Origin of the sequence: Kitasatospora sp. NPDC008050, from assembly GCF_042957465.1 — a bacterium.
Taxonomy (GTDB): Bacteria; Actinomycetota; Actinomycetes; order Streptomycetales; family Streptomycetaceae; genus Kitasatospora.
In genome coordinates, this window is sequence record NZ_JBIBIJ010000023.1 from 47,250 (window position 1) to 73,518 (window position 26,269).

Annotated in this window: 22 protein-coding genes; 12 read left to right on the top strand and 10 right to left on the bottom strand. The window is 73.4% G+C overall.

Going from position 1 to position 26,269, the window contains the following annotated elements; all coding sequences use genetic code 11:
- Positions 1 to 80 precede the first annotated feature (80 nt).
- Positions 81 to 953 carry a methyltransferase domain-containing protein gene (locus ACFZB9_RS32375; RefSeq protein WP_391453166.1) on the top strand — a complete coding sequence of 291 codons (873 nt, stop codon included), beginning with the start codon at positions 81 to 83 and terminating at the stop codon, positions 951 to 953.
- A gap of 79 nt (positions 954 to 1,032) precedes the next feature.
- On the opposite strand, the gene ACFZB9_RS32380 is transcribed toward ACFZB9_RS32375, so the two are convergent.
- Positions 1,033 to 2,106 (bottom strand): DUF6879 family protein, encoded by a 1,074-nt coding sequence (locus ACFZB9_RS32380; protein ID WP_391453167.1) that lies wholly within the window; start codon positions 2,104 to 2,106, stop codon positions 1,033 to 1,035.
- Positions 2,107 to 2,307: 201 nt separating this feature from the next.
- Here ACFZB9_RS32380 and ACFZB9_RS32385 point away from each other — a divergent pair, with 201 nt between their 5' ends.
- A complete protein-coding gene (locus ACFZB9_RS32385; RefSeq protein WP_391453168.1) occupies positions 2,308 to 2,490 on the top strand; it encodes a hypothetical protein in 183 nt (60 codons plus the stop codon).
- Positions 2,491 to 2,827: 337 nt separating this feature from the next.
- Here ACFZB9_RS32385 and ACFZB9_RS32390 read toward each other — a convergent pair whose 3' ends face one another.
- Positions 2,828 to 3,880, bottom strand: coding sequence for an NAD(P)-dependent alcohol dehydrogenase (locus ACFZB9_RS32390; protein WP_391453170.1), 1,053 nt, complete (start codon positions 3,878 to 3,880; stop codon positions 2,828 to 2,830).
- Between the two features lie 99 nt (positions 3,881 to 3,979).
- Between ACFZB9_RS32390 and ACFZB9_RS32395 the strand changes: the two genes are divergently transcribed.
- Positions 3,980 to 4,822: a helix-turn-helix domain-containing protein gene (locus ACFZB9_RS32395; protein WP_391453171.1), complete on the top strand. Its 843-nt coding sequence runs from the start codon at positions 3,980 to 3,982 to the stop codon at positions 4,820 to 4,822.
- 62 nt (positions 4,823 to 4,884) lie between these two features.
- Here the strand turns inward: ACFZB9_RS32395 and ACFZB9_RS32400 are convergent, their stop codons facing one another.
- Both ACFZB9_RS32400 and ACFZB9_RS32405 read right to left on the bottom strand, forming a co-directional pair.
- A complete protein-coding gene (locus ACFZB9_RS32400) occupies positions 4,885 to 5,907 on the bottom strand; it encodes an NADPH:quinone reductase (RefSeq protein WP_391453172.1) in 1,023 nt (340 codons plus the stop codon).
- 138 nt (positions 5,908 to 6,045) lie between these two features.
- Positions 6,046 to 6,309 carry a dsRBD fold-containing protein gene (locus ACFZB9_RS32405; RefSeq protein ID WP_184934674.1) on the bottom strand — a complete coding sequence of 88 codons (264 nt, stop codon included), beginning with the start codon at positions 6,307 to 6,309 and terminating at the stop codon, positions 6,046 to 6,048.
- A 237-nt stretch (positions 6,310 to 6,546) separates the two neighbouring features.
- On the opposite strand from ACFZB9_RS32405, the gene ACFZB9_RS32410 reads away from it, so the two are divergent.
- From ACFZB9_RS32410 to ACFZB9_RS32420, 3 genes are all read left to right on the top strand, one after another.
- Positions 6,547 to 6,819: a hypothetical protein gene (locus ACFZB9_RS32410; protein ID WP_391453174.1), complete on the top strand. Its 273-nt coding sequence runs from the start codon at positions 6,547 to 6,549 to the stop codon at positions 6,817 to 6,819.
- 157 nt (positions 6,820 to 6,976) lie between these two features.
- Complete coding sequence (locus ACFZB9_RS32415) at positions 6,977 to 8,272, top strand: serine hydrolase domain-containing protein (protein WP_391453175.1); 1,296 nt, start codon at positions 6,977 to 6,979, stop codon at positions 8,270 to 8,272.
- A gap of 250 nt (positions 8,273 to 8,522) precedes the next feature.
- Entirely contained in the window at positions 8,523 to 9,077 is a 555-nt protein-coding gene (locus tag ACFZB9_RS32420) for a GNAT family N-acetyltransferase (protein WP_391453177.1), read from the top strand.
- Positions 9,078 to 9,127: 50 nt separating this feature from the next.
- Here the strand turns inward: ACFZB9_RS32420 and ACFZB9_RS32425 are convergent, their stop codons facing one another.
- From ACFZB9_RS32425 to ACFZB9_RS32435, 3 genes are all read right to left on the bottom strand, one after another.
- On the bottom strand, positions 9,128 to 10,408 hold the full coding sequence (locus ACFZB9_RS32425) for an MAB_1171c family putative transporter (protein WP_391453179.1): 1,281 nt from the start codon (positions 10,406 to 10,408) through the stop codon (positions 9,128 to 9,130).
- Complete coding sequence (locus ACFZB9_RS32430) at positions 10,401 to 10,943, bottom strand: ParH-like protein (RefSeq protein WP_391453180.1); 543 nt, start codon at positions 10,941 to 10,943, stop codon at positions 10,401 to 10,403. The genes ACFZB9_RS32425 and ACFZB9_RS32430 overlap by 8 nt, the downstream gene beginning before the upstream one ends.
- A gap of 85 nt (positions 10,944 to 11,028) precedes the next feature.
- Entirely contained in the window at positions 11,029 to 11,472 is a 444-nt protein-coding gene (locus ACFZB9_RS32435) for an XRE family transcriptional regulator (RefSeq protein WP_391453182.1), read from the bottom strand.
- 293 nt (positions 11,473 to 11,765) lie between these two features.
- On the opposite strand from ACFZB9_RS32435, the gene ACFZB9_RS32440 reads away from it, so the two are divergent.
- Positions 11,766 to 12,017, top strand: a complete 252-nt coding sequence (locus tag ACFZB9_RS32440; RefSeq protein ID WP_391453184.1) for a hypothetical protein — start codon at positions 11,766 to 11,768, stop codon at positions 12,015 to 12,017.
- 105 nt (positions 12,018 to 12,122) lie between these two features.
- Here ACFZB9_RS32440 and ACFZB9_RS32445 read toward each other — a convergent pair whose 3' ends face one another.
- On the bottom strand, positions 12,123 to 13,202 hold the full coding sequence (locus tag ACFZB9_RS32445) for a hypothetical protein (RefSeq protein ID WP_391453186.1): 1,080 nt from the start codon (positions 13,200 to 13,202) through the stop codon (positions 12,123 to 12,125).
- A gap of 147 nt (positions 13,203 to 13,349) precedes the next feature.
- Entirely contained in the window at positions 13,350 to 13,805 is a 456-nt protein-coding gene (locus tag ACFZB9_RS32450; protein WP_391453187.1) for a universal stress protein, read from the bottom strand.
- A 173-nt stretch (positions 13,806 to 13,978) separates the two neighbouring features.
- On the opposite strand from ACFZB9_RS32450, the gene ACFZB9_RS32455 reads away from it, so the two are divergent.
- The 5 genes from ACFZB9_RS32455 to ACFZB9_RS32475 all read left to right on the top strand — a co-directional run bounded on the left by ACFZB9_RS32455 (position 13,979) and on the right by ACFZB9_RS32475 (position 24,181).
- Entirely contained in the window at positions 13,979 to 17,077 is a 3,099-nt protein-coding gene (locus ACFZB9_RS32455; RefSeq protein WP_391453189.1) for a SpoIIE family protein phosphatase, read from the top strand.
- A 461-nt stretch (positions 17,078 to 17,538) separates the two neighbouring features.
- Entirely contained in the window at positions 17,539 to 21,036 is a 3,498-nt protein-coding gene (locus ACFZB9_RS32460) for a peptidase (RefSeq protein WP_391453191.1), read from the top strand.
- Positions 21,037 to 21,158: 122 nt separating this feature from the next.
- Positions 21,159 to 22,145, top strand: a complete 987-nt coding sequence (locus ACFZB9_RS32465) for a deoxyribonuclease IV (RefSeq protein WP_391453193.1) — start codon at positions 21,159 to 21,161, stop codon at positions 22,143 to 22,145.
- A 225-nt stretch (positions 22,146 to 22,370) separates the two neighbouring features.
- Positions 22,371 to 23,582 (top strand): hypothetical protein, encoded by a 1,212-nt coding sequence (locus ACFZB9_RS32470; protein WP_391453195.1) that lies wholly within the window; start codon positions 22,371 to 22,373, stop codon positions 23,580 to 23,582.
- Complete coding sequence (locus ACFZB9_RS32475; RefSeq protein ID WP_391453196.1) at positions 23,582 to 24,181, top strand: hypothetical protein; 600 nt, start codon at positions 23,582 to 23,584, stop codon at positions 24,179 to 24,181. The genes ACFZB9_RS32470 and ACFZB9_RS32475 overlap by 1 nt, the downstream gene beginning before the upstream one ends.
- On the opposite strand, the gene ACFZB9_RS32480 is transcribed toward ACFZB9_RS32475, so the two are convergent.
- Positions 24,073 to 26,268, bottom strand: a complete 2,196-nt coding sequence (locus ACFZB9_RS32480; protein ID WP_391453197.1) for a tetratricopeptide repeat protein — start codon at positions 26,266 to 26,268, stop codon at positions 24,073 to 24,075. The two genes, ACFZB9_RS32475 and ACFZB9_RS32480, sit on opposite strands and share 109 nt — an antisense overlap.
- Position 26,269: the final 1 nt, after the last annotated feature.

The window sequence follows — 26,269 nt, forward strand, 5'->3', positions numbered from 1 at the left end:
GGTCTCTTGACATCAAGATAAATCAGGGAGCAAGCTCTCCCTTGTAGATATCTTGATATCGAGATACCCAGGAGCCCGCCATGTCCAGCACCGCCACGCCCGCCGACTCCTCGGCCGACTCCTCGGCCGACTCCTCCTCCGCCACCACCTCCGCCGCCTCCGCCGCCGCCCCCGCCTGGGACCCCCAGCAGTACCTCCGGTTCGCCGACGAGCGCACCCGCCCGCTGCGCGAACTGCTCGCCCGGGTGCCGGACCTGCCCGCCGGGCCGGTCGCGCTCGACATCGGCTGCGGACCGGGCAACTCGACCGCGGGCATCCGCCACCGGTGGCCGGACGCGAAGATCACCGGCATCGACAACTCCGCCGAGATGCTCGCCACCGCCCGCACCGCGCAGGGCGAGCCGACCGCCGACTACCTGCTCGCCGACGCCGGGACCTACGACCCCGCACCGGCGGCGCCCGACCTGATCGTCTCCAACGCCACGCTGCAGTGGGTCGACGGCCACCTCGACCTGCTGCCCCGCTGGGCCGCCGCGCTCAAGCCGGGTGGCGTGCTCGCCTTCCAGGTCCCGGGCAACTTCGACGCCCCCAGCCACGTCCTGCTGGGCGAGCTGCGCCGCAGCCCGCGCTGGCGCGAGCGGCTCGGCACCGAGGCCACCCGCGCCGGGGTGCACGAGCCCGGCACCTACCTGGAGGCGCTGCTCGCCGCCGGCTGCGCACCCGACGTCTGGGAGACCACCTACAGCACGCTGCTGACCGGGCCCGACCCGGTCCTCGAATGGACCAAGGGCACCGCGCTGCGCCCGGTCCTCGCCCGGCTCACCGACCCGGCCGAGCGCGCCGCCTTCCTGGCCGAGTACGCCGCCCTGCTGCGCGAGGCCTACCCGGCCGGTCCGCACGGCACGGTCTTCCCGTTCCGCCGGATCTTCGCGGTGGCCGTGCGCACTGCCTGATCAGCCCCGCGCTACCGGCTCTCGCCCGCCCGATCAGCCTCGCGCCTACCGGCTCCCGCCCGCCTGACCAGCCCCGCGCCTACTGACCCTCGCCCGCGCGCTCCGGCTCGGTCAGCCCGCTGCGCTCGGCCAGTACGCCGCCCTGGAACCGGCTCTCCGCGCCCAGGGTGAGCAGCACGTCGGCGATGTGCCGCCGACAGGTGCGCAGCGACATGCCGAGCCGGCGCGCGATCACCTCGTCCTTGAGCCCCTCGGCGAGCATCCCCACCAGCGCGCGGCGCAGGCTGTCGCCGACCTCGCGGTAGGCGGCCTCGCTGGTGCCGTGGAACGGCGTGGCGGTGGCCCAGAGCTGGTCGAAGACCCGGCACAGGTAGCCGACGATGTCCGGGTCGCGGACCAGCACCGCCCCCTCGCCCGAGCCGCCCTCGGCGCGGGCCGGCAGGAAGGCCACCGAACGGTCGAAGACCACCGCCCGGTCGGGCAGCTCGGGCGCGGTGCGGTACTGGGCACCGGAGGCGGTCAGGGTCTCCACGTAGCTCTGGGTGGCGAGGTTGGCGCGGGCCGAGTGCTGGTAGAGGGTCCGCATCCGCACCCCGCGCCCGAGCATCGCGAGGTCGCGGCTGACGGCCTCCGCCAGTCGGCCGGGCTGCCGGCCGCCGCCGGGCTGGATGGTGAACACCTCCTCGCGGCAGCGGGCGGACTCCTCGGTGAGCATCGCGGAGACGGTGCGCAGGTCCGGCAGCCGGTCGGTGCCGACCTGGCGGCCGCGCTCGCGCAGCGAGGAGCGGTAACGCGGCATCAGCGCGTGCAGTTCGTCACGGATGGCCTGCGCATGCGAGCTGGCCTCGGCGATCCGCGCCTCCAACGGGCCGAGCGCCTCGGCGGCGGCGGCCTCGGGGCTGGTGGGGATGAGCAGGTCGGGACGGCCCGGCGCCGGGCGGAGCAGGCGCAGCGCGACCAGCGTGTGCTGGGCATGGCGGACCTGCTCGGAGGTCAGACCGGCCGGCCACGCCGTCGTCCCGTCCTCGGTGTCCCGGCCCGGACTCCCGAGGGGGCCCAGGTCGAGGCCACCGTGGGCCAGTACGTGGTCGAACAGCGCGAGGGCCGTCATGTCGAGCTCCGGCAACTGCTCGAACTCTGTACCGTTTTGCACGATTCACCCCTGTTTGCGACCCCCGAAACTCTCTGCCATGCACGCTATTGCCATCCTGCCCAGCTGGAAAAGCGCCCCCCCGGCAGGGTGGACTGGCCTCCCGGGACCGGGACAATGCTCCCCTCACTCGGAATCCAACGCTCGGCCGGCCAGCTGTGCCACCGACGCGACCCTGACGACCCGACTCACAGGAGCTGGCCCGTGGCCTCGATCCTCCGCCGCTGCGGCACCCTGGTGCTGCTCGCCGCCGCCGTTCTGATCCCCGTCGGCGCCGCCGCCCACCTCGGCCTGCCGGCCAAGGCGTCGACCAGCCACAGCTCGACCGTCGCCCTCCCCGACACCAGCTGGGGCGATCAGTACCCGCCGAAGCCCGTCCTGTACTGATACCGACCGGCTCACCCGGCCTGTCCGCGTACCACTCTCAAGGAGTATCCCGGTGACCCTCGTCCCCTCGTCGAGCGCCGCCCTCAGGCTGTCCCGTCCCACCCCGCGTCCCTGGGCGGACGACAACGGCTGGCTGACCGACCCCGCAGGCTGAGCAGCAGCCTGCCGGGCACCTGCCCCAAACCCGCCCGGCCCAACCTGCCCGGCCCAACCTGCGCGGCCGAACCTGCCCGGGCGGATCCGCCCGGCCCGGCGGTGGCTGCACACCGCCGCACATGACGGTACCCCTGCCCGGACGGGCAGGGGTACCGTCATGTGGTCACAGGCGGACCAGCCGTCAGATGGTGGCCGCGTCGATCACGAAGCGGTAGCGCACGTCGCTCTTCTGCACCCGCTCGTAGGCCTCGTTGATCTGCGTCGCCGCGATCACCTCGATCTCCGAGCCGATGCCGTGCTGCGCGCAGAAGTCCAGCATCTCCTGGGTCTCGCGGATGCCGCCGATCATCGAGCCGGAGAGCGACTTGCGCCCGGGGATCAGCGCGAACGGCGCCACCTCCATCGGGTGCTCGGGGCCGCCGATCTGCACCAGGGTGCCGCCGGTGCGCAGCAGGCTCAGGTAGGCGTTGAGGTCGAGGTTGGCGGAGACGGTGTTGAGGATCAGGTCGAAGCTGCCCGCCAGCTGCTCGAAGGTGGCCGGGTCGCTGGTCGCGTAGTAGTGGTCCGCGCCCAGTCGCAGGCCGTCCTCGCGCTTGCTCAGGGTCTGGCTGAGCACGGTGACCTCGGCGCCGAGCGCGTGGGCGATCTTGACACCCATGTGCCCGAGGCCGCCCAGGCCGATGACGGCGAGCTTGGTGCCCGGACCGGCGTTCCAGTGCGCGAGCGGCGAGTAGAGGGTGATGCCGGCGCACAGCAGCGGGGCCGCCGCGTCCAGCTCGATGCCCTCGGGGATCCGCAGCACGTAGTTCTCGTCCACCACGATGTGCGTCGAGTAGCCGCCGTAGGTGGGCTCGCCGTCGCGGCCACGGCTGTTGTAGGTGCTGAACTGCCCGCCGGCACCGGTGCAGTACTGCTCCTCACCGGCCTTGCAGTTCTCGCACTCGCGGCAGGAGTCGATGAAGCAGCCGACGCCCACCCGGTCGCCCAGCGCGTACTTGCCGACCGCCGAGCCGACCTCGGTGACCACACCGGCGATCTCGTGACCCGGCACCATCGGGTAGGTGCCCACGCCCCAGTCGGCGTTGACCTGGTGGATGTCGGAGTGGCAGATGCCGGCGAACTTGATCTCGATCAGGACGTCGTGCTCGCCCAGCGCGCGGCGCGGGATGGTGGTCTTGGCGAGCGGGGCCTTCGGGGCGGGGGAGGCATAAGCGGCGACAGTGGTGTGGGTCATGACCGCAAGTCTGCCAACCGGTGGCACCCCGAACCAGGCCGCGGTCTACCTACGACCTCTGTTCGTACCACTGGCAGTATCACCCTCATACTTGACGTCATGGACCAGCGCACCGAACTGAGTGAGTTCCTCCGTTCCCGCCGGGCCCGGCTTCGCCCCGAGGACGTCGGACTCGCCCACTACGGCGGCCGCCGCCGGGTGCCCGGGCTGCGCCGCGAGGAGCTGGCCCAGCTGGCCGGGGTGAGCGTGGCCTACTACACCCGCCTCGAACAGGGCCACGGCGAGAACGTCTCGACCGCCGTGCTGGACGCCATCTCGGGCGCGCTGCGGCTGGGCGAGGCCGAACGCGAGCACCTGGCCCGGCTGGTCCGCCCGGTGCGCCGGCGCGGCTACACCGCCACCAAGCCACAGGTGCTGCGGCCCGAACTGCAGCACCTGATGGACGCGATGGAGACCGTGCCGGCCTACGTGGTCGGCCGCTGGCTGGACGTGCTCGGCTGGAACCGGGCGGCGACCGCGCTGATCGGCGACTTCGGCGCGATGCCGGCCGAGCAGCGCAACCTGGCCTGGCAGACCTTCCGCAACCCGGCGCTGCGGGAGGTCTTCGTCGACTGGCCGGGCAAGGCCGCCGACATCGTCGCCGCGCTGCGGCTGAGCGCCGGGCGCTACCCGAACGACCCGCGCCTCGGCGCGCTCTACGAGGAACTCTGCGCGACGAGCGAGGACTTCCGGCGGCTGTGGGACACCCACAACGTGTCCGAGAAGGGGCACTGCGCCAAGGACATGCGGCACCCGGTGGTCGGCCCGCTGACCCTGAACCACGAGGCGTTCCGGCTGCCGAGCGACCCCGACCAGACGCTCTGCACCTACCACGCCGAGCCCGGTTCGGCCTCGGCCGAGGCGCTGCGACTGCTCACCACGGGGGCGCTCCAGTCGGCCTGACGTGCCGTCAGATCAACCGGAGGCCCTGGCGCCGCGTCAGAATGCCGGAACCCTGCGCCGCGTCAGTCCTCCGGGAGGACGGCCACCAGGACCTTCCCCACCGCCGCGCTCTCCACCGCCGCGTGCGCGTCGGCGGTCTTCTCCAGCGGGAAGCGGTGCAGCGGCAGTCCGGCCGCCTCGCCGACCCGCAGCGCGCCGTCGGCCAGCGCGGCCGAGACCGCCGCCACGGCGTGCTCCTTGGCCTCCACCGGCATCGTGTAGACCAGCACGCCCTGCCAGCGCAGGTTGGTGTCCATGATCCCGCGGATCGGGATCCGCACCTCGTCGCCCGGGTTCGCCGCGTAGCAGGCGATCACGGCGTTCGGTGCGGCCACCGCGTGGTCGAGCACGGCGTTCTGCTCGGCCGAGACCTCCACGATGACGTCCACCCCGCCGGGCGCCAGCGCGCGGATCGCGGTTGCGGCGTCCTCGGCCCGGTAGTCGATCACCTGGTGCGCGCCCGCCGCGCGGGCCAGCGCGGCCTTGGCCGGGCTGCTCACGGTGGTCAGCACGGTGGCCCCGGCCCAGCGGGCCAGCTGGATCGCCGCATTGCCCACCGCCCCAGCCCCGCCCGCCACCAGCACGGTGCGGCCCGCCAGAGCGCCGGGCGACAGCCGCTCGGGGCCCCGGTCGGCCACCGTCAGCGCCCGGTGCGCGGTCATCGCCGGGATGCCGAGCGCGGCGCCCAGGTCGAAGGAGGCCGCCGCCGGCAGCGCCACGGCCTGCTGCCGCGGGACCACGGTGTACTCCTGTGCGGTACCGTCGGCGCGCAGCCGGGCCGCCTCCCAGATCCACACCCGCTCGCCGACCCGGCCCGGCGCCACCCCGGCCCCGACCGCGTCGATCACCCCCGCGCCGTCCTGGTTGGGCACCTGCGCGGTGATCCCGGGGGCCAGGCCCGCGGTGCGGCTCTTCCAGTCGGTCGGGTTGACCCCGGAGACGTGCACCCTGACCCGGACCTGCCCCGGGCCGGGCTCCGGCAGCGGCCGCTCGACGAGGGTGAGGACCTCGGGTCCGCCGCCGGTGGTGTAGACGATCGCCTTCATCTCGGGTCAACTCCGGTGCTCGGGTGCGGGCATGGGGAACCAACCCGCGTGGGGGCGCTCCCCGCGTGCACGCTACCCGATCACCGCGGCGCGACACCGGCGCCCGGCCGGGGGCGCCCGCGCTGCCGGACCTGCCGGTCAGTACACCAGGTAGGCGGGCCGTCGGCCCTCGTCGTCGATCTCGCCGGCCGCCTGGGACCGCAGCTTGTGTGCCAGGTCGTCCAGCGCCCGCCAGGCGGCCACCTCCTCACCGATCCTGGCCAGCGGCCGGTCCACCGAACTGCGGACCGCCTCACCGTGGCCGGCCAGCCCCGGGGCCCGGCTCCCGACCAGCCTGGCGTCACACCTCGTGTTCACGCCGTCTTCCTCGAAGCTCAGCTCGACATCCCAGTGATTTCGCATGACGCGCCTCCTGCTCCCTACCAGCCTGAACCCGTCGCCCCACCCCCGGCAAGCGCCCACCGCGCCCGCCGCCGGCCACGACCGGCCACGACTCCGCCGGCCCCGCCCCGGCCGGCCTCGCCCCGGCCGGCAACGGTTCCGGCCGGGGAACCCGCGTCCCGTCCCCCTTGCCCGTTCCCGGCCCGGCTGCGGATGATCTGACGGTACGTCCGCTCCGGACGTCCCCGAGGAGCTGCCATGCCGATCCTGCCCGAACCGCCCTCCCTACCCGAACCCCCCGACCTGCCGGAGCCGCCGGACCTGCCGGAGCCCCCCGACCTGCCGGAGCTCGGTGACCTGCCGGATCCGCCCTCCCTGCCCGAACCCCCCACCCTTCCCGAACCCCCCGCCTTGCCCGAGCCACCGGACCTGCCCGAGCCCCCCGACCTGCCGGAGCCACCGAACCTGCCCGGGCCACCGAACCTGCCCGGGCCACCGCGGCTGCCGAAGCCGCCGCGACTGCCCGAGTAGGGCTACTGTCCTACCGTCAACTTCCGTCCCAGGGAGGAGATACATCCGTTCTTCTCCATCCGGGGATCGATGCGGCCGGGACGGCGGGGCTGTGATGCTGGGTGGGCGCCGGGGGGCTCCGGTGCCCATCGAGGGGTGCCCACCGAGGGGGAGCAGCATGCCGTACCGCCCGCCGACCACGAAACGCCGCCGCCGTTGCCTGCCCCTGGCCGCCGGGCTGCTCGCGGCCGCCACCGTCTTCGCGTTCGCCCCGGCGGCCGACGCCACCGCGCCACCGGCCGCCACGCTCTCCCTCGCACCGGCCCCAGGCCGCCCTGACAGCCGTCCCGACAGCGCCGCGCTCCAGCAGGAGCTGAACGCGATCCTCGCCCAGGGCGGCGCGACCAGCGCGATCGCCGAGATCCGGGAGGACGGCCGGGTCGCCTGGCGCGGCACGGCCGGGGTCGCCCGGCTCGGCAGCAGCGCGCCCGCACCCCTGGACGGGCGGTTCCGGGTCGGCAGCGTGACCAAGACCTTCCTGGCCACCGTGGTGCTCCAGCTCTCCGCCGAGGGCGGGGTGGGCCTGGACGACCCGATCGAGCGCTACCTGCCCGGTACGGTCCCGGACGGCGCCGCGATCACCGTGCGCGAGGTGCTCAACCACACCGCCGGGATCTTCGACTACACGGAGGACCCCCGGTTCGCCGAGGACACCGAGGCCGAGCAGGAGCAACTGGCCGGCCCCGGCCGCTGGCAGACCTACACCCCGCAGCAGCTGATCGCCGTCGCCACGAGCCACCCGCCCTACTTCGCCCCCGGCCAGGGCTGGCACTACTCCAACACCGACTACCAGCTGATCGGCGAGCTGATCGGCAAGGTCACCGGCCACTCCTGGCGCACCGAGGTCCAGCAGCGGATCCTGCGCCCACTCGGCCTGCACCACACCTACCTGCCTGGCACCACCGCCTCGATCCCCGGCCCGCACGCCCACGGCTACCTCCCGCTGACCCCCGGCCCCGCCGACATCACCGAGCTCAACCCCTCGGTGGCAGGGTCCGCCGGCGAGATCATCTCCACCACCGACGACCTGACCCGGTTCAACGCCGCCCTGCTCGGCGGCCGCCTGCTCGCCCCGGCCCAGCTCGCCGAGATGACCACCGTCATCACGACCGGCCAGAGCCTCGACTACGGTCTGGGCCTGATGCGCGGCACGCTGCCCTGCGGCGAGGTCTGGGGCCACACCGGGTCGATCTACGGCTACCTCACCTACGTGGTCGGCGACCGCAGCGGCACCCGCCAGATCGCGCTCTCGGTGACCCCGAACGACCCGGCCAAGGCCGCCGGGATGACCCAGGCCATCGGCGCCCTGCTCGGCCAGACCTTCTGCGCCGACCCCGCCGCCACCACCGCCCCGGCCGCCCTGGCGCCGGGCGGCCGGAACATCGGGCCGGAACTGAGCCTCTCCCACCCGTGAGCCCATCCGTGAGCCGACCTGTGAGCGCACCTCTGAGTCCATCCGTGAGCCGACCTGTGAGCGCACCTCTGAGTCCATCCGTGAGCCGATCCCTGAGCCGACCGGCGGGCGGAGCCGAAAACCGGTTGGCAACCACCCGGGGTCCCGCCAGGATCGCTGCCATGGAACACACCGTGCGCGTGGCCGACGGCGAGACGGTCCTGGCCGGACCGGCCGGCTGGGCCCGGAGCCTGAGCCCGGACTCCGCGTCATGACCGAACTCCTCACCCCGCGCCTGCGGTTGCGCTCCTGGCAGCCCACCGACCTGGCCCCACTCGCCGAACTCAACGCCGATCCGGGGGTGATGCGCTACATCGCCGACGGCTCGGTCCTCACCCGGGAGCAGAGCGAGCAGCAGCTGCTGCGCTTCCAGCGATTCTGGGACGAGCGGGGATTCGGGCTCCACCCGGTGGAGCTGCGGGAGAGCGGGGAGTTCCTGGGCTGGGTCGGGCTGGCCGCCCCCGTGTTCCTGCCGGAGATCATGCCCGCCGTGGAGATCGGCTGGCGGCTGGCCCCGCGCGCCTGGGGCCACGGCTACGCGACCGAGGCCGCTCGGGTCGTGCTCGCCCATGCCTTCGGGGAGCTGGGGCTGGAGCGGATCGTGAGCATCTGCCACGTGGACAACCACGCCTCGGCCCGGGTGATGACCAAGCTCGGCCTGACCCTCGACCGCCGCACCACCGTGCCGAGCCACGGCAGGCCGGTCAAGGTGCTGGCGCTGACCGCCGCGGACTACCGCGCGGCCACCGCAACTCCCAGGCCCTGACCCGAGCCCGGAGCCCCGAGCCCCGAGAGCCCCGGGCCCTGGCCGTCCGCTCAGTCGCGGCCGGCCAGCTCCGCCACCGCCCGTCGGCGGACCTCGGCCACCGCGGCGGCGCCCCCGAAGGCCTCGGTCACCTGGATCAGCCAGTCCGCCTCGGCGTCCACCGTGCCCGGACCTGGCACTGGCTGGGTCACGCACGCGACGGCCGCCGTGGTGTCACAGGCCCGGCGGCCGGCCCGGCCGGCCTCCAGCGCCGCCGCCAGGGTGGCCGCCTCCACCAGCGCGCCGTGCGGCGGGCCGCCGTAGCGCGCACCGCACGGCGGGCCGCCGACCGCCTGGGTCACCCAGTCCGCCACCTCGGCGTGGACGTAGGGCCGCAGCGCCAGCTGCCCGTCGCGGATCTCGATGATCCGCCGGTAGAGCGCGAACTCCGCGTCCCGCAGCGCCGGTCGCCGCCCGGCGCCGGCCCCCTCGCCCAGCGCGATGCCGGGCACCGCCGAGTGCAGCGCCGACCAGAGCGGCTCCAGCGCGGTGTAGCGGCGGCGCGCGCGCAGCCAGCGGGCGGGGGCGGTGATCCTCGCCCCCCAGCGGGTGCCGCCCCAGACGGTGGCGGTGGCGCCGCTGACGGTCAGTCCCGTGCAGAGCGCGCCGAGGATGTTGGAGAGGGTGTCCTCGCTGTCGCTCTGGCTGCTGTGGGCGATCAGCCGCACCGCGTCGTCCAGCGCCCACGCGCTCCACAGCGCGCCGACCAGCGCCGCCAGCGTCATCAGCCGCAGGCCGGTGCGCAGCAGGTTGCCGGCCGCCAGCCGGGTCTGGTGGGTCAGCACGCCGACGAGCACGACCAGACAGCTCACCGAGTAGCCCGCGAACAGCAGGTTGTAGCCGACGAGGAACCAGCGGCCGTCGCCGCGCACCATCAACTCGCCGCCCTGGTGGGTGGCATGGGCGCCGCAGAAGAGCAGCACGAGGCAGAGCGGCACCACCGTCGCCGGCACCGACCAGCGGCGCAGCCGGGCCCGCACCACCAGCGGGTCGCTGCCGCGGGCCTGGAGCAGCAGTGCGACCAGCACCAGCAGGCTCACCGCGCCGATCTTCATCACGTCGCCGACCAGCAGGAGCAGCCCGGAGGCGATCCCGGTGGGGCCGGTGGCGGCGACCAGGCCGGGCGCCCGGGTCACCAGCGCCACGCCCATGCAGAACGCGAAGCCGCAGGCGTAGCGCTGCACCAGGTCGCCGCGGTTGGCGCGGACGGCGGCCAGCCGCTGGCCGGCGAAGCCGAGCAGCAGCGCGGCGGCGCTGTACGCGGCCAGGTCGGCCACCCCCAGCTCAACCACGTCCCGCCCCCGGTCCGGGCTGCCGGCCGGGCACCGGACCCGGACCGCCCGCGCCGAAGACGGAGTCCGACCAGGAGCCGGGCGTGCCGCCGGCGTCCAGCACCGCCCGGTGCAGGATCAGCGAGGCCACCAACTCCGCCTCCCGCTCCTGCGGTTCGGAGTAGACCGTGCGCCCCAGCACCCGCTGCACCAGGCTGCCGGTCAGGTGCGGCAGCAGGGTCTGGGTGGCGGGCGCGCTCTCGTGGTGACGGCAGATCAGGTGCGCGGCCTCGTGCAGCAGGATGTGCTGCTGGTGCAGTGGCGTGGTGTCGGCGGCATAGAGGATGCAGTCGGCCTCGTCGGTGGTGACCAGCAGGCCGCAGGGCAGGTTCGGCCGCCCGCTGACCGGGATCAGCTCGATCGGCCGCCCGCGCTGCTCGGCCAGCCCGGCGATGAACCGGACGGCGTCGAAGGGGGTGGGTAACTCCAGTGCGTCGACCGTCTGCTGACATCGCTGCCAGGTCCTGCCACGCCGCACCCGCCACCCGATCCGCACCGCGCATCCTCTCTTGGAGCCGCCGGACCCGCGCAGGCCCGTGCAGGTCCGGTCCCCCCGGCGCGGTCGGCCGACGGGGACCGTCTCAACCTCTCCCGTTGCCCTCGCGCCGGGCGATCACGTCGATCAGGTCGTTGATCGTGCCCACGCCCTCCGGCGAGAGGTTGACCGCCCGCAGCGCCATGCTGCGGACCCCGGCGTCGCGCAGCGCTCCGAGCAGTTCGAGCTCCTGGGCGATCGCCGCGCCCTGGTCGTCGTCGAAGAAGTAGGCCACCGGGACCTGGAAGAACTGGGCCAGCGCCTCCAGGTGGCGCTTGGTCGGGTTGTCCCGGCGCCCGGTGCGCAACTGCCAGAGATAGGTGGCCGAGAAGCTCTCGCCGGTCGCCTCCCGACAGGCCTTGGCGACCTCCTCGTGGCTGTACTGCTCGCGGTTGGACCGGCGGACGACGCGGAAGAGGCCGTCGATCTTGTCGGCCAACGTCGTAGTCCCGATCACGGCACCCGGTGCCGCACCCTCGGCTTCCGTCATCCCACACCTCCCGGTCCGCCCGGCACGCGCGGACCCGACATCAGTGGCGTTCATCCTAGTTCACGCCGTGACCCGCTGTCAGCGCACCGCTTCGCATCCGATCCAGGGCGCCGTCTGCCGGCCCGGCCTCGGCACGGAGAAGTTGATCGGTCATCCACCCAGGTCGGGGGCGGCCCGGGCCGATCGCCCGCCACCCTTGCCAGCGGCCATCGAAGGGAGTTGGATTGACCGGTATGGGGTCAGTTGCGCCGATTGCTCCGACCGGCGCCCGCCCCGGCCCTAGGAGTGTCGCCATGATTACCGAACTTGCTGTGGAGCATGTCGAGTTCACCTGCGGACACTGCTGGCACCGGTGGACCGCCGACTACGACGTCCAGCACTACCGCGACGAGAGCGGGGCCGACTGGGAGAACTTCTCCCGCTCCGGCATCCCGACTGCCTCCCCCTACTCGACCGACGGCGCGCCCGCCTGCCCCGAGTGCCACCGGCACTGGCTCGGACACCTGACCGGACGGCACCTGCTCCCGCTGCCCACCGCACAGTAGTCACGCGACAGCGGAACGTCCGCACCCGGCGTCCGGCCGCCGGGTACGGACGCGGCGTGTGCGGATGCAGCCCGCTCGGGCGCCGACCGCTCGGGCGCAGCACGCTCAGACGCCGACCGCCGCCTCCTCCTCTTCCTCGATCTCCTCCGCGACCGCGGCCGAGGCGACCGCCGCCGCGGAGGCCGGCCCCGCGGAGGCCGGCACCGCCGCCGGGTGCCGCCGCTCGAAGCGGGCCGCGCCGGCCAGCGCGAGCAATCCGGCCGCCAGCCAGAGCACCAGCGAGAGCACCCGGCCGCCCAGACCAGCGCCACCGTCGAAGTAGAGGACGCTGCGCACCCCCTCCACGAAGCCGGCGCCGTTCCAGAAGTGGTGCAGCACGCCGAACATCCCGGGCTGCAGGTCGGGGCGGAAGATGCCGCCGGAGCTGGTGAAGTTGAGCATCACGAAGAGCACCATCAGGGTCAACGTGGTCCAGCGCCGCAGGAAGGTGTGCAGGCCGATCCCGAGCAGCACGATGCCCGACGCGTAGAGCCAGGCCAGCGCCCAGACGGCTGCGTAGTCGTGGTCCACCACGTGGAAGACCGGACCGGCGGTGACGATCCCGATCACGCTGACCACCAGCGCGGTGACCACACCCACCGCCGCCCGCAGCCGGACGCTCAGCGCGGCCCCGGCCGCCCCGATCACCGCCACGCTGCCGTAGGAGCCGATGCTCAGCGCCACCAGCAGGAAGAAGACACCTTGCCCGGTCGGGTCGCCCGGCGCGGTGGGCACCAGATCGGTGACCTGGAGCGCGCTCCCCTGGGCAGCCGCGACCTGCCGGAACACCTGCTCGGCCGCGGTGGCGGAGGTGTCCGAGCCGGCGGTGGCGACGAGCAGCTCGGGGCTCTTCGGGTCCGGCAGGAAGGCGCCGACCAGGTCCCGGTCGCGCAGCTGCTGCTCGGCCGCGGCCCGGCCGGGCACGGTGCTGACGTCCAGCGCCGGGCCCGCCTTGACCTGGATGCCCTGGGCCAGCGCGTTCGCCTGCGGCGTCCGGCCGACCACCGCGACCTTGAGGTGGTGCGGGGTGGGCTGGTGGAAGGCGCCCTGGTAGGCGAGCGCCATGCCCAGGCACATCAGCAGCGGGGTGAGCAGGTGGATGGCGAGGTGCCGGAGCGTGTGCCGCAGGTCCGGTGTGCTGGTCATGGCGGTGAGCGACCCTTCTGGCGAGCAAGCTAGGTGGTAAACGCAACTGAGAGTCCGAATGAGCCGTTGCTTTTTACAACTCATCTTGATGCACTTTACAACCAAGCACCCGACAGGCCTATTCCGAGGCCGCGCCGCACCCCGGGGCTACGGAACCACCGTGACCGGCCAGCGTCCGGCCCGCACCAGCCGCACCGCCAGCGACCCGATCAGCCGGTGCCCGAGGTGCTCGGAGGCCCCCACCACCAGCGCGTCCGCCCGCACCTCGTCCGCGAACCGGGTGATCTCGGTGTACGGGTCCCCGTTGCGGGTGCAGAACCGGATCGCCACCCCGCGCTCCCGGGCCGCCTGGTCGGCCAGCTCCTGCAGCAGCTTCGCGGTCTCCTCGGCGCCCTGCCGCAGCGCCAGCGCGGCCTCCGCGCTGGTCCCGGCGAGCATGCCGACCACCGGGACGTAGATCGCCAGCAGCTGGGCGCGCTGGCGCCGGGCCAGCCCGGCCGCATAGGCGCAGGCACGCAACGAGGTCACCGAGCCGTCCACTGCCGCCACGATGGTGGACGGGCCGTCGGTGCCGATTTCGAAGAGGTTCTCAGGCGCGGACATGGCCTCAGTATGACCCGCCCGCATCCCCCGCCCGCCGGGCGCGCCCTCACCCCGCCCGCCGGGCCCGCCCGGCCGTGCCCGAGGCCGGGCCGGGCACAACCGAGGCCGGGCTGGGCGCGGCCGGGGGTGCGAAAATGGCCAGGCGGGCAGCGCCGCGGAGCGGATGGGCGACCATGGGCGAAGTCGGGCACGGCAGTGGGCAGGGCCGGCACACCGGCCCCGGGGGTGCTGCCTCCGCCCGCCCCGAGGGCCAGGGCCTGCTGATGCTCCCGATCGCCACCGCCCTGGTGCAGCAGGACGGCCGGATCCTGCACTGGAGCCACGACGCCGAGGAGCTGCTCGGCTACTCCGCCGATGAGGCGGTCGGCACCCCCGCCGCCCAGTTGCTGGTACCCGAGGACCTGCGCCCCCGGGTGCTCGCGCTCTTCGCCCGCATCCTCGCCGGGCACGACTGGTCCGGGGTCTCCCCGGTGCGCCACCGCGACGGCCATCTGATCACCCTGGAGTTCCGCACCCACCTGCTGACCGCCCCCGACGGCCAGCCGCTGGTGCTGGCCCTGGCCGCGGACGTCACCTCGCTGCGCCGGATCCAGTCCGATCTCGCCATCCTGAACGGCTTCTTCACCCAGTCCCCGGTGGGCATGGCGGTCTACGACGACCAGTTGCGCTTCGTGCGGCTCAACCAGGCGCTGGCCGCGGCCAACGGCCTGCCGGTGGCCGACCACCTGGGCCGGCGGATCACCGAGCTGCTGCCCGGGCTCAACGCCGACGAGATCGAGGGGGTGATGCGCCACGTGCTGGCCACCGGCGAGCCGGTGCTGGACGCCCGCTCGCACGGCAGCACGCCGGGCGATCCCGGGCACGAACACGCCTGGTCCGGCTCGTACTTCCGGCTGGAGGGCCCGCCCGGGGAGGTGCTCGGGGTCAGCTCGACCGTGGTCGACGTCACCGGGCGCTACCTCGCCGAGTCGCGCGCCGCCATGGCGCAGGAGCGGCTGACCCTGCTGGTGGACGCGACCGCCTCGATCGGCACCACGCTGGACCTGCGCCGCACCGCCCGGGAGCTCGCCGAGGCGATGGTGCCCCGGGTGGCCGACCTGAGCGGGGTCTTCGTGCTGGAGCACCTGGTCAGCGGCGCGGCCGACGACGAGGAGCAGGACGCCACCCGGGTGCGCCGCCTGGCCATCGCCAGCGCCGACCCCTCCTACCCGATCGAGATCCTGCCGGTCGACGCGGTCTACACGATCGCCCCCGACTCCCCCTACGCCCGGGCGATGAACGACGGGCGCACCGTGGTGGTGCCGTCCTGGGACCTGCCGCCGCTCACCACCCAGCTGCGCGGCGACTCGCTGCGGGCCTTCCTGGGCCGCCGCTCCCGTTCGGTGCGGATCACCCCGCTGACCGCCCGCGGCACGGTGGTCGGCATGGTCGTCTACTCCCGGCGCGGCGAGCGCGAGTCGTTCGCCGAGGCGGACATCACGCTCGGCGACGAGCTGGCCTCGCGGGCGGCGGTGGCGATTGACAACGCCCGGCTGTTCACCCGCGAGCGCGAGGCCGCCGAGGACCGCCGCCGGGCGCTGGACGAGGTGCGCAGCGCCACCCAGCGCCTGGCGCTGCTCAACGAGGCCAGTTCGCGGATCGGGACCACGCTCGATCTGCCGCGCACCGCCGAGGAGTTGGTGGAGGTGGTGATCCCCCGGTTCGCCGACTTCGTCACGGTGGACCTGCTGGACGCGGTGCTGACCGGCGACGAGATGCCGACCGTGCCGGCCTCCGGCTCGGCCACCATGCGGGCGGTGGCGGTCGGCGAGCTGGGCCCCGACGGCCTGCTGACCGGCGCGGCCGACCCGGTCGGCGGCACCTCCGAGTCGGCCAAGCTGTATGCGCAGAGCCTGCGCACCGGGCGCTCGATCCTGGTGGCGGAAGTGAACGAGGAGAACCTGGCGCTGATCGTGGCCTCCCCCGACCGGATCCAGCCGGCCCTGGACTCGGGCCTGCACTCCTATGTGATGGTCCCGCTGCTGGCCCGCGGCCGGGTGCTGGGCGGTGCGGAGTTCATGCGGCTGCGCAACCCCGAGCCGTTCACCCCCGCGGACGTGGCGCTGGCCGAGGAGCTGGCCGCGCGGGCGGCGGTCTGCATCGACAACGCGCGGCTCTACCGGCGGGAGCGGGACACCGCGCTGACCCTGCAGCGCAGCCTGCTGCCCCAGCGGGTGCACAACCCGCCGGGCCTGGAGATCGCCTACCGCTATCTGCCGGCCAGCCAGCTCAACGAGGTGGGCGGCGACTGGTTCGACGTGGTGCCGCTGTCCTGCGGGCGGGTGGCCCTGGTGGTCGGCGACGTCACCGGTCACGGGCTGCGGGCCGCGGCCACCATGGGGCAGCTGCGCACGGTGGCCCGCACGCTGATCACCCTGGACATGGACCCGGCCCGGGTGTTGCGGCGCCTGGACGAGGCGGCGGCCGCGGCCGGCGCCGGGTCGGACGAGGGCCAGTACGCGACCTGCGTCTGCGTGGTGCTCGACCCGGTGGACCGGGCCTGCACGGCCGCCTGCGCGGGCCACGTCCCACCGCTGGTGACGGCGGCCGACGGCTCGCTGCGGGTGCTCGACCTGCCCACCGGGGCACCGCTGGGGGTGGGCGGGGTGCCGTTCGAGAGCGTCGAGTTCGAACTGCCCGCGCAGGGCCTGGTGGTGCTCTGCACCGACGGGCTGATCGAGCGGCGGGACCGCGACCTGGACGAGGGCATCGAGCTGCTGCGCGCCACGGTGGCCGCGCAGCACGGCGACCTGGAGCGGTCCTGCGACGCGGTGCTGGCCTCGCTGGTCACCGGATCCCGGGAGGACGACATCGCGGTGATCATGGCCCGCTCGCACCCGATCGGCCCGGACCAGCTCGCCATCCTGTCGCTGACCGGGGACCGCGCGATGGTCGGGCTGGCCCGGCGGTTCGCCCGGCGCACGCTCGCCGACTGGGGGCTGTCCGCGCTCACCGACCAGACCGAGCTGCTGGCCAGTGAGCTGATCACCAACGCCCTGGTGCATGCCGGGGCACCGACCCAGCTGCGGCTCTTCCGCGACCACGTGCTCACCGTGGAGGTCTCCGACGTGGACAGCCACGCGCCCCGGCTGCGCCCGGCTCACGAGGACGACGAGGGCGGGCGCGGGATGCACCTGGTCAACGAGCTGGCGCACCGCTGGGGCAGCCGCAGCACCCGGTTCGGCAAGGCGGTCTGGTTCGAGCTGGAGCTGCCGATCGGCGCCGCCGACTGACCCGTCGGCCCTGAGCGTGTGTCACCGCGCCCTCGGATCCGTGTGTCCAGCTCGCCGCAGCGCGTCGGGGACGGCACGTCGATGAGTGGGATCCATGCCGCTGGGTATATCCCGGCGAGCTGTGCGTGACGCGACGTCAGATGGTCCTTTACCATTGCTTGACCTGACGTTCGGCCGCTGTACCGCGAGGTTCAAACATCACAATCTTGTGATCTTCATAAAAGACTCACGGCGTGTTGAGCCGTGACAGGGCCTCCCATCTGCGATTGTCCGTCTATCGGACACTCAACTCCGTTTTCCGGAAGCCGTCGTGCATGTCAACCCCTTGTCGTGGCGGGCTTCGACACGATGAAATGCGTGAGCTTGTCGGGACGGGCGTTCCAGAAGCACGCGTGCGTCCGACCCCGGTACGCGCGGTCTGGCCACGCCCCCTTGACGTCTTATCAGACGAAGGGATGTTCATGATCGGCTGGCGCAAGTCGCAGCTCGCAGCCGTCACGCTCACCGCCGCCTCCGTGGTCCTCGCATTCGGGACCAACGCCATGGGCGCTCCGGCCGTTCCCACCCCGAACGCCCAAGCGGCTTCGGAGAGCGGCGCGCCGGCTCCGGTGATCGTGATTTTGAAGGACCAGCTCTCCAGTGACCCGGCCGACAGCGGCCACCTGGACGCACGCAAGAAGGACGCCGCCAAGGCCCAGGCCCCGCTGCTGGACCAGGTGAAGAAGGCCGGCGGCACCAACGTCAAGAGCTTCGTGGTCGGCAACGCCTTCTCGGCGACCGTCAGCCCCGCCCTCCGGGCGCAGCTGGCCGCCAACCCCGCGGTCGCCTCGGTCGTCGACGACCAGACCGTCAAGGTCACCCCGCCGGCGCCGACCAAGCCCGGTGCGGACAACGACACCGCCGCCAGCACCGTCCCGACCGGTGGTGCCAAGTCGGACGCGAAGGTCGCCGCCCCGGACACCAAGGGCGACTCGTACGACCCCAACGCGATCTGCCCGAGCGACCCCAGCAAGCCGCTGCTGGAGCCCGAGGCGCTGTACTCGACGCACACCGAGAGCACCCCCGGGCACCCCGGTGCGCACGAGATCGCCGACGGCAAGGGCGTCAAGGTCGCCTACATCGCCGGTGGTCTGGACCCGAACAACCCGGACTTCATCCGCCCCGACGGCTCGCACGCCGTGGTGGACTACAAGGACTTCTCGGGCTCCGGCTTCTTCAGCCAGTCCGGTGGTGGCGAGGCCTTCGGTGACGCCTCGGCGATGATCGCCCAGGGTCGGCAGACCTACGACCTGTCGAAGTTCGTCAACCCGAGCCACCCGCTGCCGGCCGGCTGCAACATCCGGATCGAGGGCATCTCGCCGGGCGCCTCCCTCGTGGCGCTCCAGGCCGGTGCCGAGATGATGCCGAACTCCGCGATCCTGCAGTCGATCGACTACGCGGTCTCGGTCGCGCACGTCGACGTGCTCAACGAGTCCTTCGGCAGCAATGTCACCCCGGACAGCAGCGCGCACGACACCATCTCGCTCTTCAACGACATGGCCGTCGCCGCAGGCGTGACCGTGGCCGTCTCCAGCGGTGACGCCGGTATCAACGGCACCGTCGGCACCCCGGCGACCGACCCGAACGTCATCTCGGCCGGCGCCTCGACGGACAACCAGAACTACGCGCAGACCGGCTACGCGGCCTTCCAGTTCTCCAACGGGACTTGGGCCAACAACCGGATCTCGGCGCTCTCCTCGGGTGGCGTCACCCAGGCCGGGCGGACCGTGGACCTGGTCGCCCCGGGTGAGTCGGACTGGGCGCTCTGCTCGACCAACCTGTCGCTCTACAGCGACTGCACCGGCTTCAACGGCCAGCCCAGCGGCATCCAGCCCTTCGGTGGCACCAGCCAGGCCGCCCCGCTGACCGCCGGCGCCGCCGCCGACGTCATCCAGGCCTACCGCGACAGCCACAACGGCGCCTCCCCGACGCCCGCGCTGGTCAAGCAGTTCCTCACCGGCACCGCCGCGGACCTCGGCCTGCCGGCCGAGGAGCAGGGCGCCGGTCTGCTGAACGTGCGCGCCGCCGTCGAGGCCGCCCGCGGCTACCAGAGCCCGGCCGGTGCCAAGGACAGCAGCACCGTCGCGGTCACCAGCGGCCAGGTCACCGTGACCGGCCAGGCCGGCTCGGACCACACCACCGACGTCACCGTGGTGAACACCAGCTCCAAGCCGCAGACCGTCACCGCCTCCACCCGCGTCTTCGCTCCGCAGAGCGACGCGAAGCAGACGGTGCAGATCAACTCCTCGACCGACCCGCAGTTCCCGTACGCCACCAACGGCGCTCCCTGGGTCGCGCACAAGGTCACGTTCAACGTGCCCGCCGGCGCCGACCGCCTGGGTGCCTCAATAGCGTGGCAGGGCGCGGCGCAGAAGTCCGGCGCCAACACGGTGACCCCCGTGGTCCGCCTGACGCTGCTGGACCCGTCCGGCCGCTTCGAGACCAACACCCGTCCGCAGGGCGGCGCCTACTCGCCGAACTACGGCTTCGTGGACGTCCCGAACCCCACCGCGGGCACCTGGACCGGCATCCTCTACACCCCGGTCGGCACCAACGGCTTCACCGGCCCGGTCCAGCTGGACACCTTCACCCAGCGCGCCGTCCCGGCCGGCTCGGTCAGCCCGCAGGTCACCGACCTCAAGCCCGGTGAGACCAAGAAGCTGCACGTGCAGGTGACCACCCCGGCCACCGGCGGCGACACCACCGAGAACATCGTGGTCGCCAGCTCCAACGGCAGCACCACCAGCGTTCCGCTCGTGCTGCGCAGCCTGGTTCCGATGAACGGCAACACCGGCACCTTCAGCGGCACCATCACCGGTGGCAACGCCCGTGAGTTCTCCCCCGCGCAGTCCAACGCCTGGGCCTTCGACGTCCCGGCGGGCAAGAAGGACCTGCGGGTCGGCGTGACCGTCGCCAAGGACCCGAACCTGGTCCTGCAGGGCGTGCTGATCAGCCCCAACGGCACCCCGATCGACGCCGAGAGCAACGCGGCCTTCGACGCCAACGGCAACATCACCTCCAACGCGGCCGGCGTCTCGGCCACCACCGTCAACCCGGCCCCCGGCCGCTGGCGGTTCGTGCTCAACGTGCTCAACCCGGTCAGCGGTGCCGAGCTCGGCCAGGCCTTCAACGGCACGGTCGGCTTCGACCAGGACCAGGCCACCGCGGCCGGCCTGCCGAACGACACCCACACCAAGCTGGCGGCCGGCAAGCCGGTCACCGTCAACGTGCAGTTCACCAACAACACCGCCGCCGTGCAGCAGCTGCAGGCCGACGGTCGGCTGAACAACCGCGTCAACCTGCCGCTGCTGCCGATCGGTGCCTCGGGCACCATCACCCTGCCGCAGACCACCAGCACGGTCACCCCGGCCTTCATGGTTCCGCCGGGCACCGACTCGGTGACCGCGGTGGCGGCCTCCACCACCCCGGCGCAGCTCGAGTTCAGCGGCCCGACCTCGTCGCCCGACCTGTTCGGCGACCTGAAGAAGGCCCAGGACGGCTCGACCATCTCGGTGGTCCAGGACAAGGGCAGCGCCTCGCAGCCCGTCGTCCCCGGTCTGTGGGGCACCTACTCCCAGCAGATCGGCCCGTTCCCGGACAGCGGCGCCCCGGCCGGCACCACCACGGTGACCGCTTCGGCGCACACCCTGGCGTTCGACCCGGCGCTGACCTCCAGCACCGGTGACCCGTTCGCCGCCGCCTACAACGCCAGTGCCCCGGCCGTCACCCCCGTGGTGGTCCAGCCCGGTGCGACCGGCAGCCTGCAGGTGACCGTGACGCCCAAGGGCGCCAAGGGCACCCAGGTCCACGGCGTGCTGTACCTGGTCACGGCTCCGGCCTCCAACCCGGTCTCGAACAGCGCGCTCGGCCTGACCGGTTCGGTGCTGGCCCAGATCCCCTACAGCTACACCATCAACTGATGCCGGGCGTCGATGACGTCTGACCGTCGATGACGCCTGATCGGTAGAGGCCGAGGCCGTCCCCGCTGCTGCGGGGGCGGCCTCGGTCGTTGCGCTGCGGGCGGGTGTGGCACCCTCGGGGGGTGAATTCCGCAGCTCAGAGCAGTGTCCAGGCGAGTGCCCCGGCGGGCGTCCAGGCGGGTGCCCCGGCGGGTGTCCAGGCCGCTCTCCGCAACCCGATCGGCGCCCATGTGCCGGTGGCCGGGCGCGGGCTGGTCGGCACCGGGCTCGCGTATCTGGAGCAGATCGGCGGCGAGGCCGTGCAGGTCTTCGTCGCCAACCCGCGCGGCTGGGCCACCCCGGCCGGCGACCCCGCGCAGGACGAGGCCTTCCGGACGGCCTGCGCCGAGCGCGGTATCCCCGCCTATGTGCACGCCCCCTACCTGATCAACTTCGGCTCCGACAGCCCCGCCACCCGCGAGCGCTCCACCGCCTCGCTGCGCCACTCGCTGCTGCGCGGCCGGGCGATCGGCGCGCTCGGCGTGGTGGTGCACACCGGCTCGGCGGTCGGTACCGCCGCCGACGGCTCCTCGCGGCGGGCCGAGGCGATGGCGCAGGTCCGCGCCGACCTGCGCCCGCTGCTGGCCGAGCTGGACCGGCTCGGCGAGGACGCGCCCTGGCTGCTGCTGGAGCCCACCGCCGGCCAGGGCCGCTCGCTCTGCTCCCGGCTGGAGGAGCTGGCCGAGTACGCCGCGGCGCTGGACCACCACCCCAGGGTCGGGGTCTGCCTGGACACCTGCCACGCCTTCGCCGCCGGACACGACCTGGCCGCCCCCGGCGGTGTCGGGCAGGCGCTGGACGCGCTGACCGCCGCGATCGGCCCCGGGCGGCTGCGGCTGATCCACGCCAACGACTCCAAGGACGTGGTCGGCGCCCGCAAGGACCGGCACGCCAACATCGGCGACGGACACATCGGCACAGGCGCCTTCCGTGAGCTGCTCGCCCACCCCGACACCGCCGGGGTGCCGCTGATCCTGGAGACCCCCGACCGCAGCGCCGCCCCCGGCTTCGGGCACGTCGCGGACGTCGCCCGGCTCAAGGAGCTGCGCATGCAAGCTTCTTCGCACTGACGGTACGTCACCTCCGGTCCGGTCGTGCGCCGTCCGCCGCCGCACACCACCCGGCACTCCCCCGTGCCGCGCGGCACGCCCCCGCGCACTGGTTCGCGCCCGCACCGCACCTGCGGTGCAAGGATTTCGCCAGGGTCCGGCAAGGCTTTCACCAGCCCACCCAGGCATACCCCCTTCGGCCGCCGCACAGCGGCTGAACTTCCAGGCTTCAAGGGGGAATTGACCATGTCGTCGGCTCAGACGCCGTCCCGTCCGGTGCACCGCGACCCCGGCCAGTGGGCGACCGTACCCGACTGCAAGAAGGTCCTGGTCGTCATCCACACCCTGGTCTACGGGAAGCGGATCAAAGACCTGCTCGTACTCTTCCGCGCCGACCTGCGGGTCAGCGTGGTCTTCACCGTCGCCCCGCACGCCTTCAACGACGGCACCGAACGGGTGCTCGCCGAACTGGGCGGCACCGTGCTCCCCTGGGAGCGCGCCGTGGCGACCGACTTCGACCTGATCCTCGCCGCCGGCTCCCAGGGCATGGAGCAGCTGCGCGGACCATTGGTCCGGCTGCCGCACGGTGCGGGGAACATCAAGATGTCCCGGCGCGGCGACGCTCCCGAGGGCAGCATCGGCGGCATCGGCCGCGGCTACCTGACCTGGGACGGCAAGGTGGTGCCCCGGGCCTTCGCCGTGGCGCACCGCGAGGACCTGGACACCCTGGCGCGCTCCTGCCCCGAAGCACTGCCGATCACCGAGGTGGTGGGCGACGCCAGTTACGACCGGCTGGCCGCCGGCCTGCCGCACCGGGCCGCCTACCGGCGGGCGCTCGGGCTGGGCGAGGACGAGCGGTTCGTCCTGGTCTGCTCCACCTGGGGCCTGGGCTCGGCCTTCCACCGGCTCGACTCGCTGCTGCCCCGACTGCTCACCGAACTGCCCGAGAACTGCCGGGCAGCGCTGCTGGTCCACCCCAACGTCTGGTCCGGCCACGGTGGTTGGCAGGTCAGGTCATGGCTGGCCGACGGCGCGGGCGGGCGCCTGCCGCTGCTGGCACCGGAGTCCGACTGGCGACCGCTGCTGATCGCGGCCGACTACATCCTGGGGGACCACGGCTCGGTCACGCTCTACGGGACGATGACCGGCGCGCCGATCCTGATCTCGCAGTACCCGTTCCGCACCGTCAACCAGAGCTCCCCCGGTGCCCAACTCGCGCGCACCGCGCCGTCGCTGTCACCGACCCGGCCGCTGGCCGAGCAACTGGCCTACGCCGCCGAGCAGTACCGCCCCGAGGAGTACGCGGCGATCGCGGCCCGAATCTCCTCCGAACCCGGCGCTTTCAATCCCAACATGCGCCGACTGCTGTACCGGATCCTGGAGTTGGGCGAACCAGCGCACCGGCCGGAGACCGAACCGCTGGAGCCGCCCAAGAGGCTCGATTCGAAGGAGGCCTGATGAACGGCCTGATGGATGGTCAGGTGAGAGTGGCCCTCGCCGCTGCCGGTCCGGACCGCAGCGGCTTGCTGGCCCAGCTGGAACCGCCCGCGGGGGCCGACGCGGCACCGCTGCTGGCCCAGCTGACCGGCGCGGCGCCGTACCGGGGCCCCGGGGTGGTCGACGAGCACCTCAGCGTCGACCTCGCCGGGCCCGGCGGCCAGGAGGTGGCCGACGTGCTGCACGGCGGCCCCGGCTTCGCCGGCTGCGAGGCGGAGCTGCTGGCCGCCCACCCCGGCTGCCTGGTGGTGGCCGTCGGCCGGACGGACGGGTCGGTGCGCACCCGGCTGGCCGGGGCCGACCTGTGCTGGCGGCCCCTGCTCCACGAGCGCCCGCTGCCCGCCGCGCTGCTCGGCTCCCTGCTGCACGCCTGGCTGGTCGCCGGGCTGGCTCCGGCGGCGCTGCACTCGGTGGCACTGCTCGTCCCCGGGGGCGCGCTGCGGCTGACCGCTCAGTCGGGCTCGGGGGCAGGTTCGGGGGCGGGCTCGGGGACCGCCGCGCGCAGGCGGTCGAGCTTCGCCGTCAGGCGCTGGACGTCGGGGGCGCCCAGCTCCTGGTAGCGCGCCAGGGACGCTTCGTAGCAGCCCAGGGCCTGCTGCGGAGCGTCCCGCGCCTCGGCCAACTCGCCCTGCAGCTCCAGCGTCCTGGCCTCCCAGGTCGGCGATCCGGTGCTGCAGAACAGCTCGGCGGCCCGGTCCAGCACCCGCTCGGCGGCCTGGTGGTCGCCGAGCGCGGTGTGTGCCCGGCCCAGGTGGGCCAGTGCGCGGGCGGCCTCGTAGGGCTCGTTGATCTCCATCAACGCCTGGTACGCGGCTGTCAGTTCGGGAAGCGCGAGGTCGGGCTGGTGCTGGGCGAGCGCGACATCGCCGAGCACCACCCGGGTCAGCGCGGCGCCGCGGGCGTAGCCGACGGACTCGCGCAGCTCCAGGTCCCGGCGGAAGCACCGGGTCGCCTCGGGGAGCCGCCCGGCGAGCAGGTGCGACCGTCCGATCCCGTGCAGCGCCTGGGCTTCGGCCTTTCGATCGCCGTCCACCTGGGCCAGTTCCAGTGCCTGCTGGTACAAGCCGATCGCTTCCTCGGACCGATTGAGGTTGCGCAGTCGGGCGCCTCCGTCGGTCAGCATCCGCGCCAGCGCCGCCGCGTCCGCCACGCTGCGGGCCGCCGCCAGGCCCAATCGGTTTGCCTCGTCCTGGAGTTCGAAGGCCCGCAGGCGATGGAAGAGCGGGTACATCGCGTCGACCAGCTGCCAGCCGAGCGCGTCCCAGCCGAGCGCCACCGCCGTCCGGACGGCCTCCAGCAGGTGGCCGCGTTCCTGGTCCAGCCAGCGCAGTGCGGCCGGGGAGTCATCCGGCTCGAAGGGCGGGGCGGCGGGCGGGTGGGTGTAATCGCGGCTCAGGGTGGCGTGGTTGGGCGTCAGGATCCGCTCCGCCGCGGTGGCGGTGGCGAGATACCACTCCAGCACCCGTCGCAGGGCCACGTCCCGCTCGTCCTTCGGCAGTTGCGTTTGTGCTTGGTCCCGTGCGTGCAGCCGGACCAGGTCATGGAAGCGGAAGCGGCCGGTCCCCAGGTCCTCGATCAGGTTCGCCTCGGCCAGTTCGTCGAGCAGGGCGTCCGCGTCCGCGAAGGCGGCCCCGGTGAGGGCGGCCGCGTCGTCGGCGGTGAAGGCGGTGAACGGGAGCAGGCCGAGCAGGTGGTAGAGCCGGCGGACCCCGGGTAAAAGGCCGTCGCAGGAGGCGTCCAGGGCGCTGCGCACCGCGGGTTCCCCTTCCACTCGTAGGGCGGTCAACCGCTCACTGTCGCTCGCGAGCGAGGCGGCGGTGGCCGCCAGGGTCAGCCGGGGCCGGGCAGCCACCCGGGCGGCGACCAGGGAGACCGCGAGCGCCAGTCCCCCGCAGCGCGCCGCCACCGCGCGCACCGCCTCCGGCTCGCGCCCGGCCCGCGCCGCACCGATCCGGCGGGTGAGGATCTCGGCGGCGGCCGACTCGTCCAGCAGCCCCAGCGGCTGGAACACCGCGCCGTCGACGCCCAGCCCGGAGAGCCGGTTACGACTGGCGACCACCACCAGCGCGCTCTGCGAGCCGGGCAGCAGGTGGCGCACCTGGGCGGCGGTGAGCGCGTTGTCGAGGACGACGGCGATCCGGCGACCGGAACTGACGGACCGCCAGAGCGCGACGGCCTCGGCCGGCGCCCCGGGCACCCGCTCCACGCCGAACGCGCGCAGGAACGCCCCGAGCGTCTCCCCGGCGGGCGCGGGGCCGCCGGGTGCGTGGCCGCGCAGGTCGGCGTAGAGGAGGCCGTCCGGATAGTCGGCGGCCAGCGAGCGCAGCCATTCGAGGACCAGCGCGGTCTTGCCGACCCCGGCCGGGCCGTTCACCACGATCAGGCGGCGGGAGTCGGTGGGCTCGCCACGCAGCAGTTCGAGGGAGGCCAGTTCATTGCGCCGTCCCACGAACGGGCCGGTGGGCGGTGGTAGTTGCTGCGGCACCGGCGGCTGCTGCGGTCCGGCGGCGGGTCCCGCGCCGTGCAGGTGGACGGTGCCGTGGATGGCACCCGCCTGGACCACCCCACCGGTGAGGTGGGCGGCGCCGGTGATGATGTTCGGCGGCCGTTGCTGCTCCCGATCGAATTCCTCGTGCTGTTCTCCCACG

Bases quoted from the DNA above. Each gene is read 5' to 3' on its own strand.
- ACFZB9_RS32435 (WP_391453182.1), bottom strand. From the start codon at position 11,472: ATGACGGAAGCCGAGGGTGCGGCACCGGGTGCCGTGATCGGGACTACG.
- ACFZB9_RS32410 (WP_391453174.1), top strand. From the start codon at position 6,547: ATGCCGATCCTGCCCGAACCGCCCTCCCTACCCGAACCCCCCGACCTG.
- ACFZB9_RS32390 (WP_391453170.1), bottom strand. From the start codon at position 3,880: ATGACCCACACCACTGTCGCCGCTTATGCCTCCCCCGCCCCGAAGGCC.
- ACFZB9_RS32420 (WP_391453177.1), top strand. From the start codon at position 8,523: ATGACCGAACTCCTCACCCCGCGCCTGCGGTTGCGCTCCTGGCAGCCC.
- ACFZB9_RS32445 (WP_391453186.1), bottom strand. From the start codon at position 13,202: ATGACCAGCACACCGGACCTGCGGCACACGCTCCGGCACCTCGCCATC.
- ACFZB9_RS32375 (WP_391453166.1), top strand. From the start codon at position 81: ATGTCCAGCACCGCCACGCCCGCCGACTCCTCGGCCGACTCCTCGGCC.
- ACFZB9_RS32450 (WP_391453187.1), bottom strand. From the start codon at position 13,805: ATGTCCGCGCCTGAGAACCTCTTCGAAATCGGCACCGACGGCCCGTCC.
- ACFZB9_RS32460 (WP_391453191.1), top strand. From the start codon at position 17,539: ATGATCGGCTGGCGCAAGTCGCAGCTCGCAGCCGTCACGCTCACCGCC.
- ACFZB9_RS32440 (WP_391453184.1), top strand. From the start codon at position 11,766: ATGATTACCGAACTTGCTGTGGAGCATGTCGAGTTCACCTGCGGACAC.
- ACFZB9_RS32475 (WP_391453196.1), top strand. From the start codon at position 23,582: ATGAACGGCCTGATGGATGGTCAGGTGAGAGTGGCCCTCGCCGCTGCC.
- ACFZB9_RS32395 (WP_391453171.1), top strand. From the start codon at position 3,980: ATGGACCAGCGCACCGAACTGAGTGAGTTCCTCCGTTCCCGCCGGGCC.
- ACFZB9_RS32470 (WP_391453195.1), top strand. From the start codon at position 22,371: ATGTCGTCGGCTCAGACGCCGTCCCGTCCGGTGCACCGCGACCCCGGC.
- ACFZB9_RS32405 (WP_184934674.1), bottom strand. From the start codon at position 6,309: ATGCGAAATCACTGGGATGTCGAGCTGAGCTTCGAGGAAGACGGCGTG.
- ACFZB9_RS32455 (WP_391453189.1), top strand. From the start codon at position 13,979: ATGGGCGAAGTCGGGCACGGCAGTGGGCAGGGCCGGCACACCGGCCCC.
- ACFZB9_RS32415 (WP_391453175.1), top strand. From the start codon at position 6,977: ATGCCGTACCGCCCGCCGACCACGAAACGCCGCCGCCGTTGCCTGCCC.
- ACFZB9_RS32400 (WP_391453172.1), bottom strand. From the start codon at position 5,907: ATGAAGGCGATCGTCTACACCACCGGCGGCGGACCCGAGGTCCTCACC.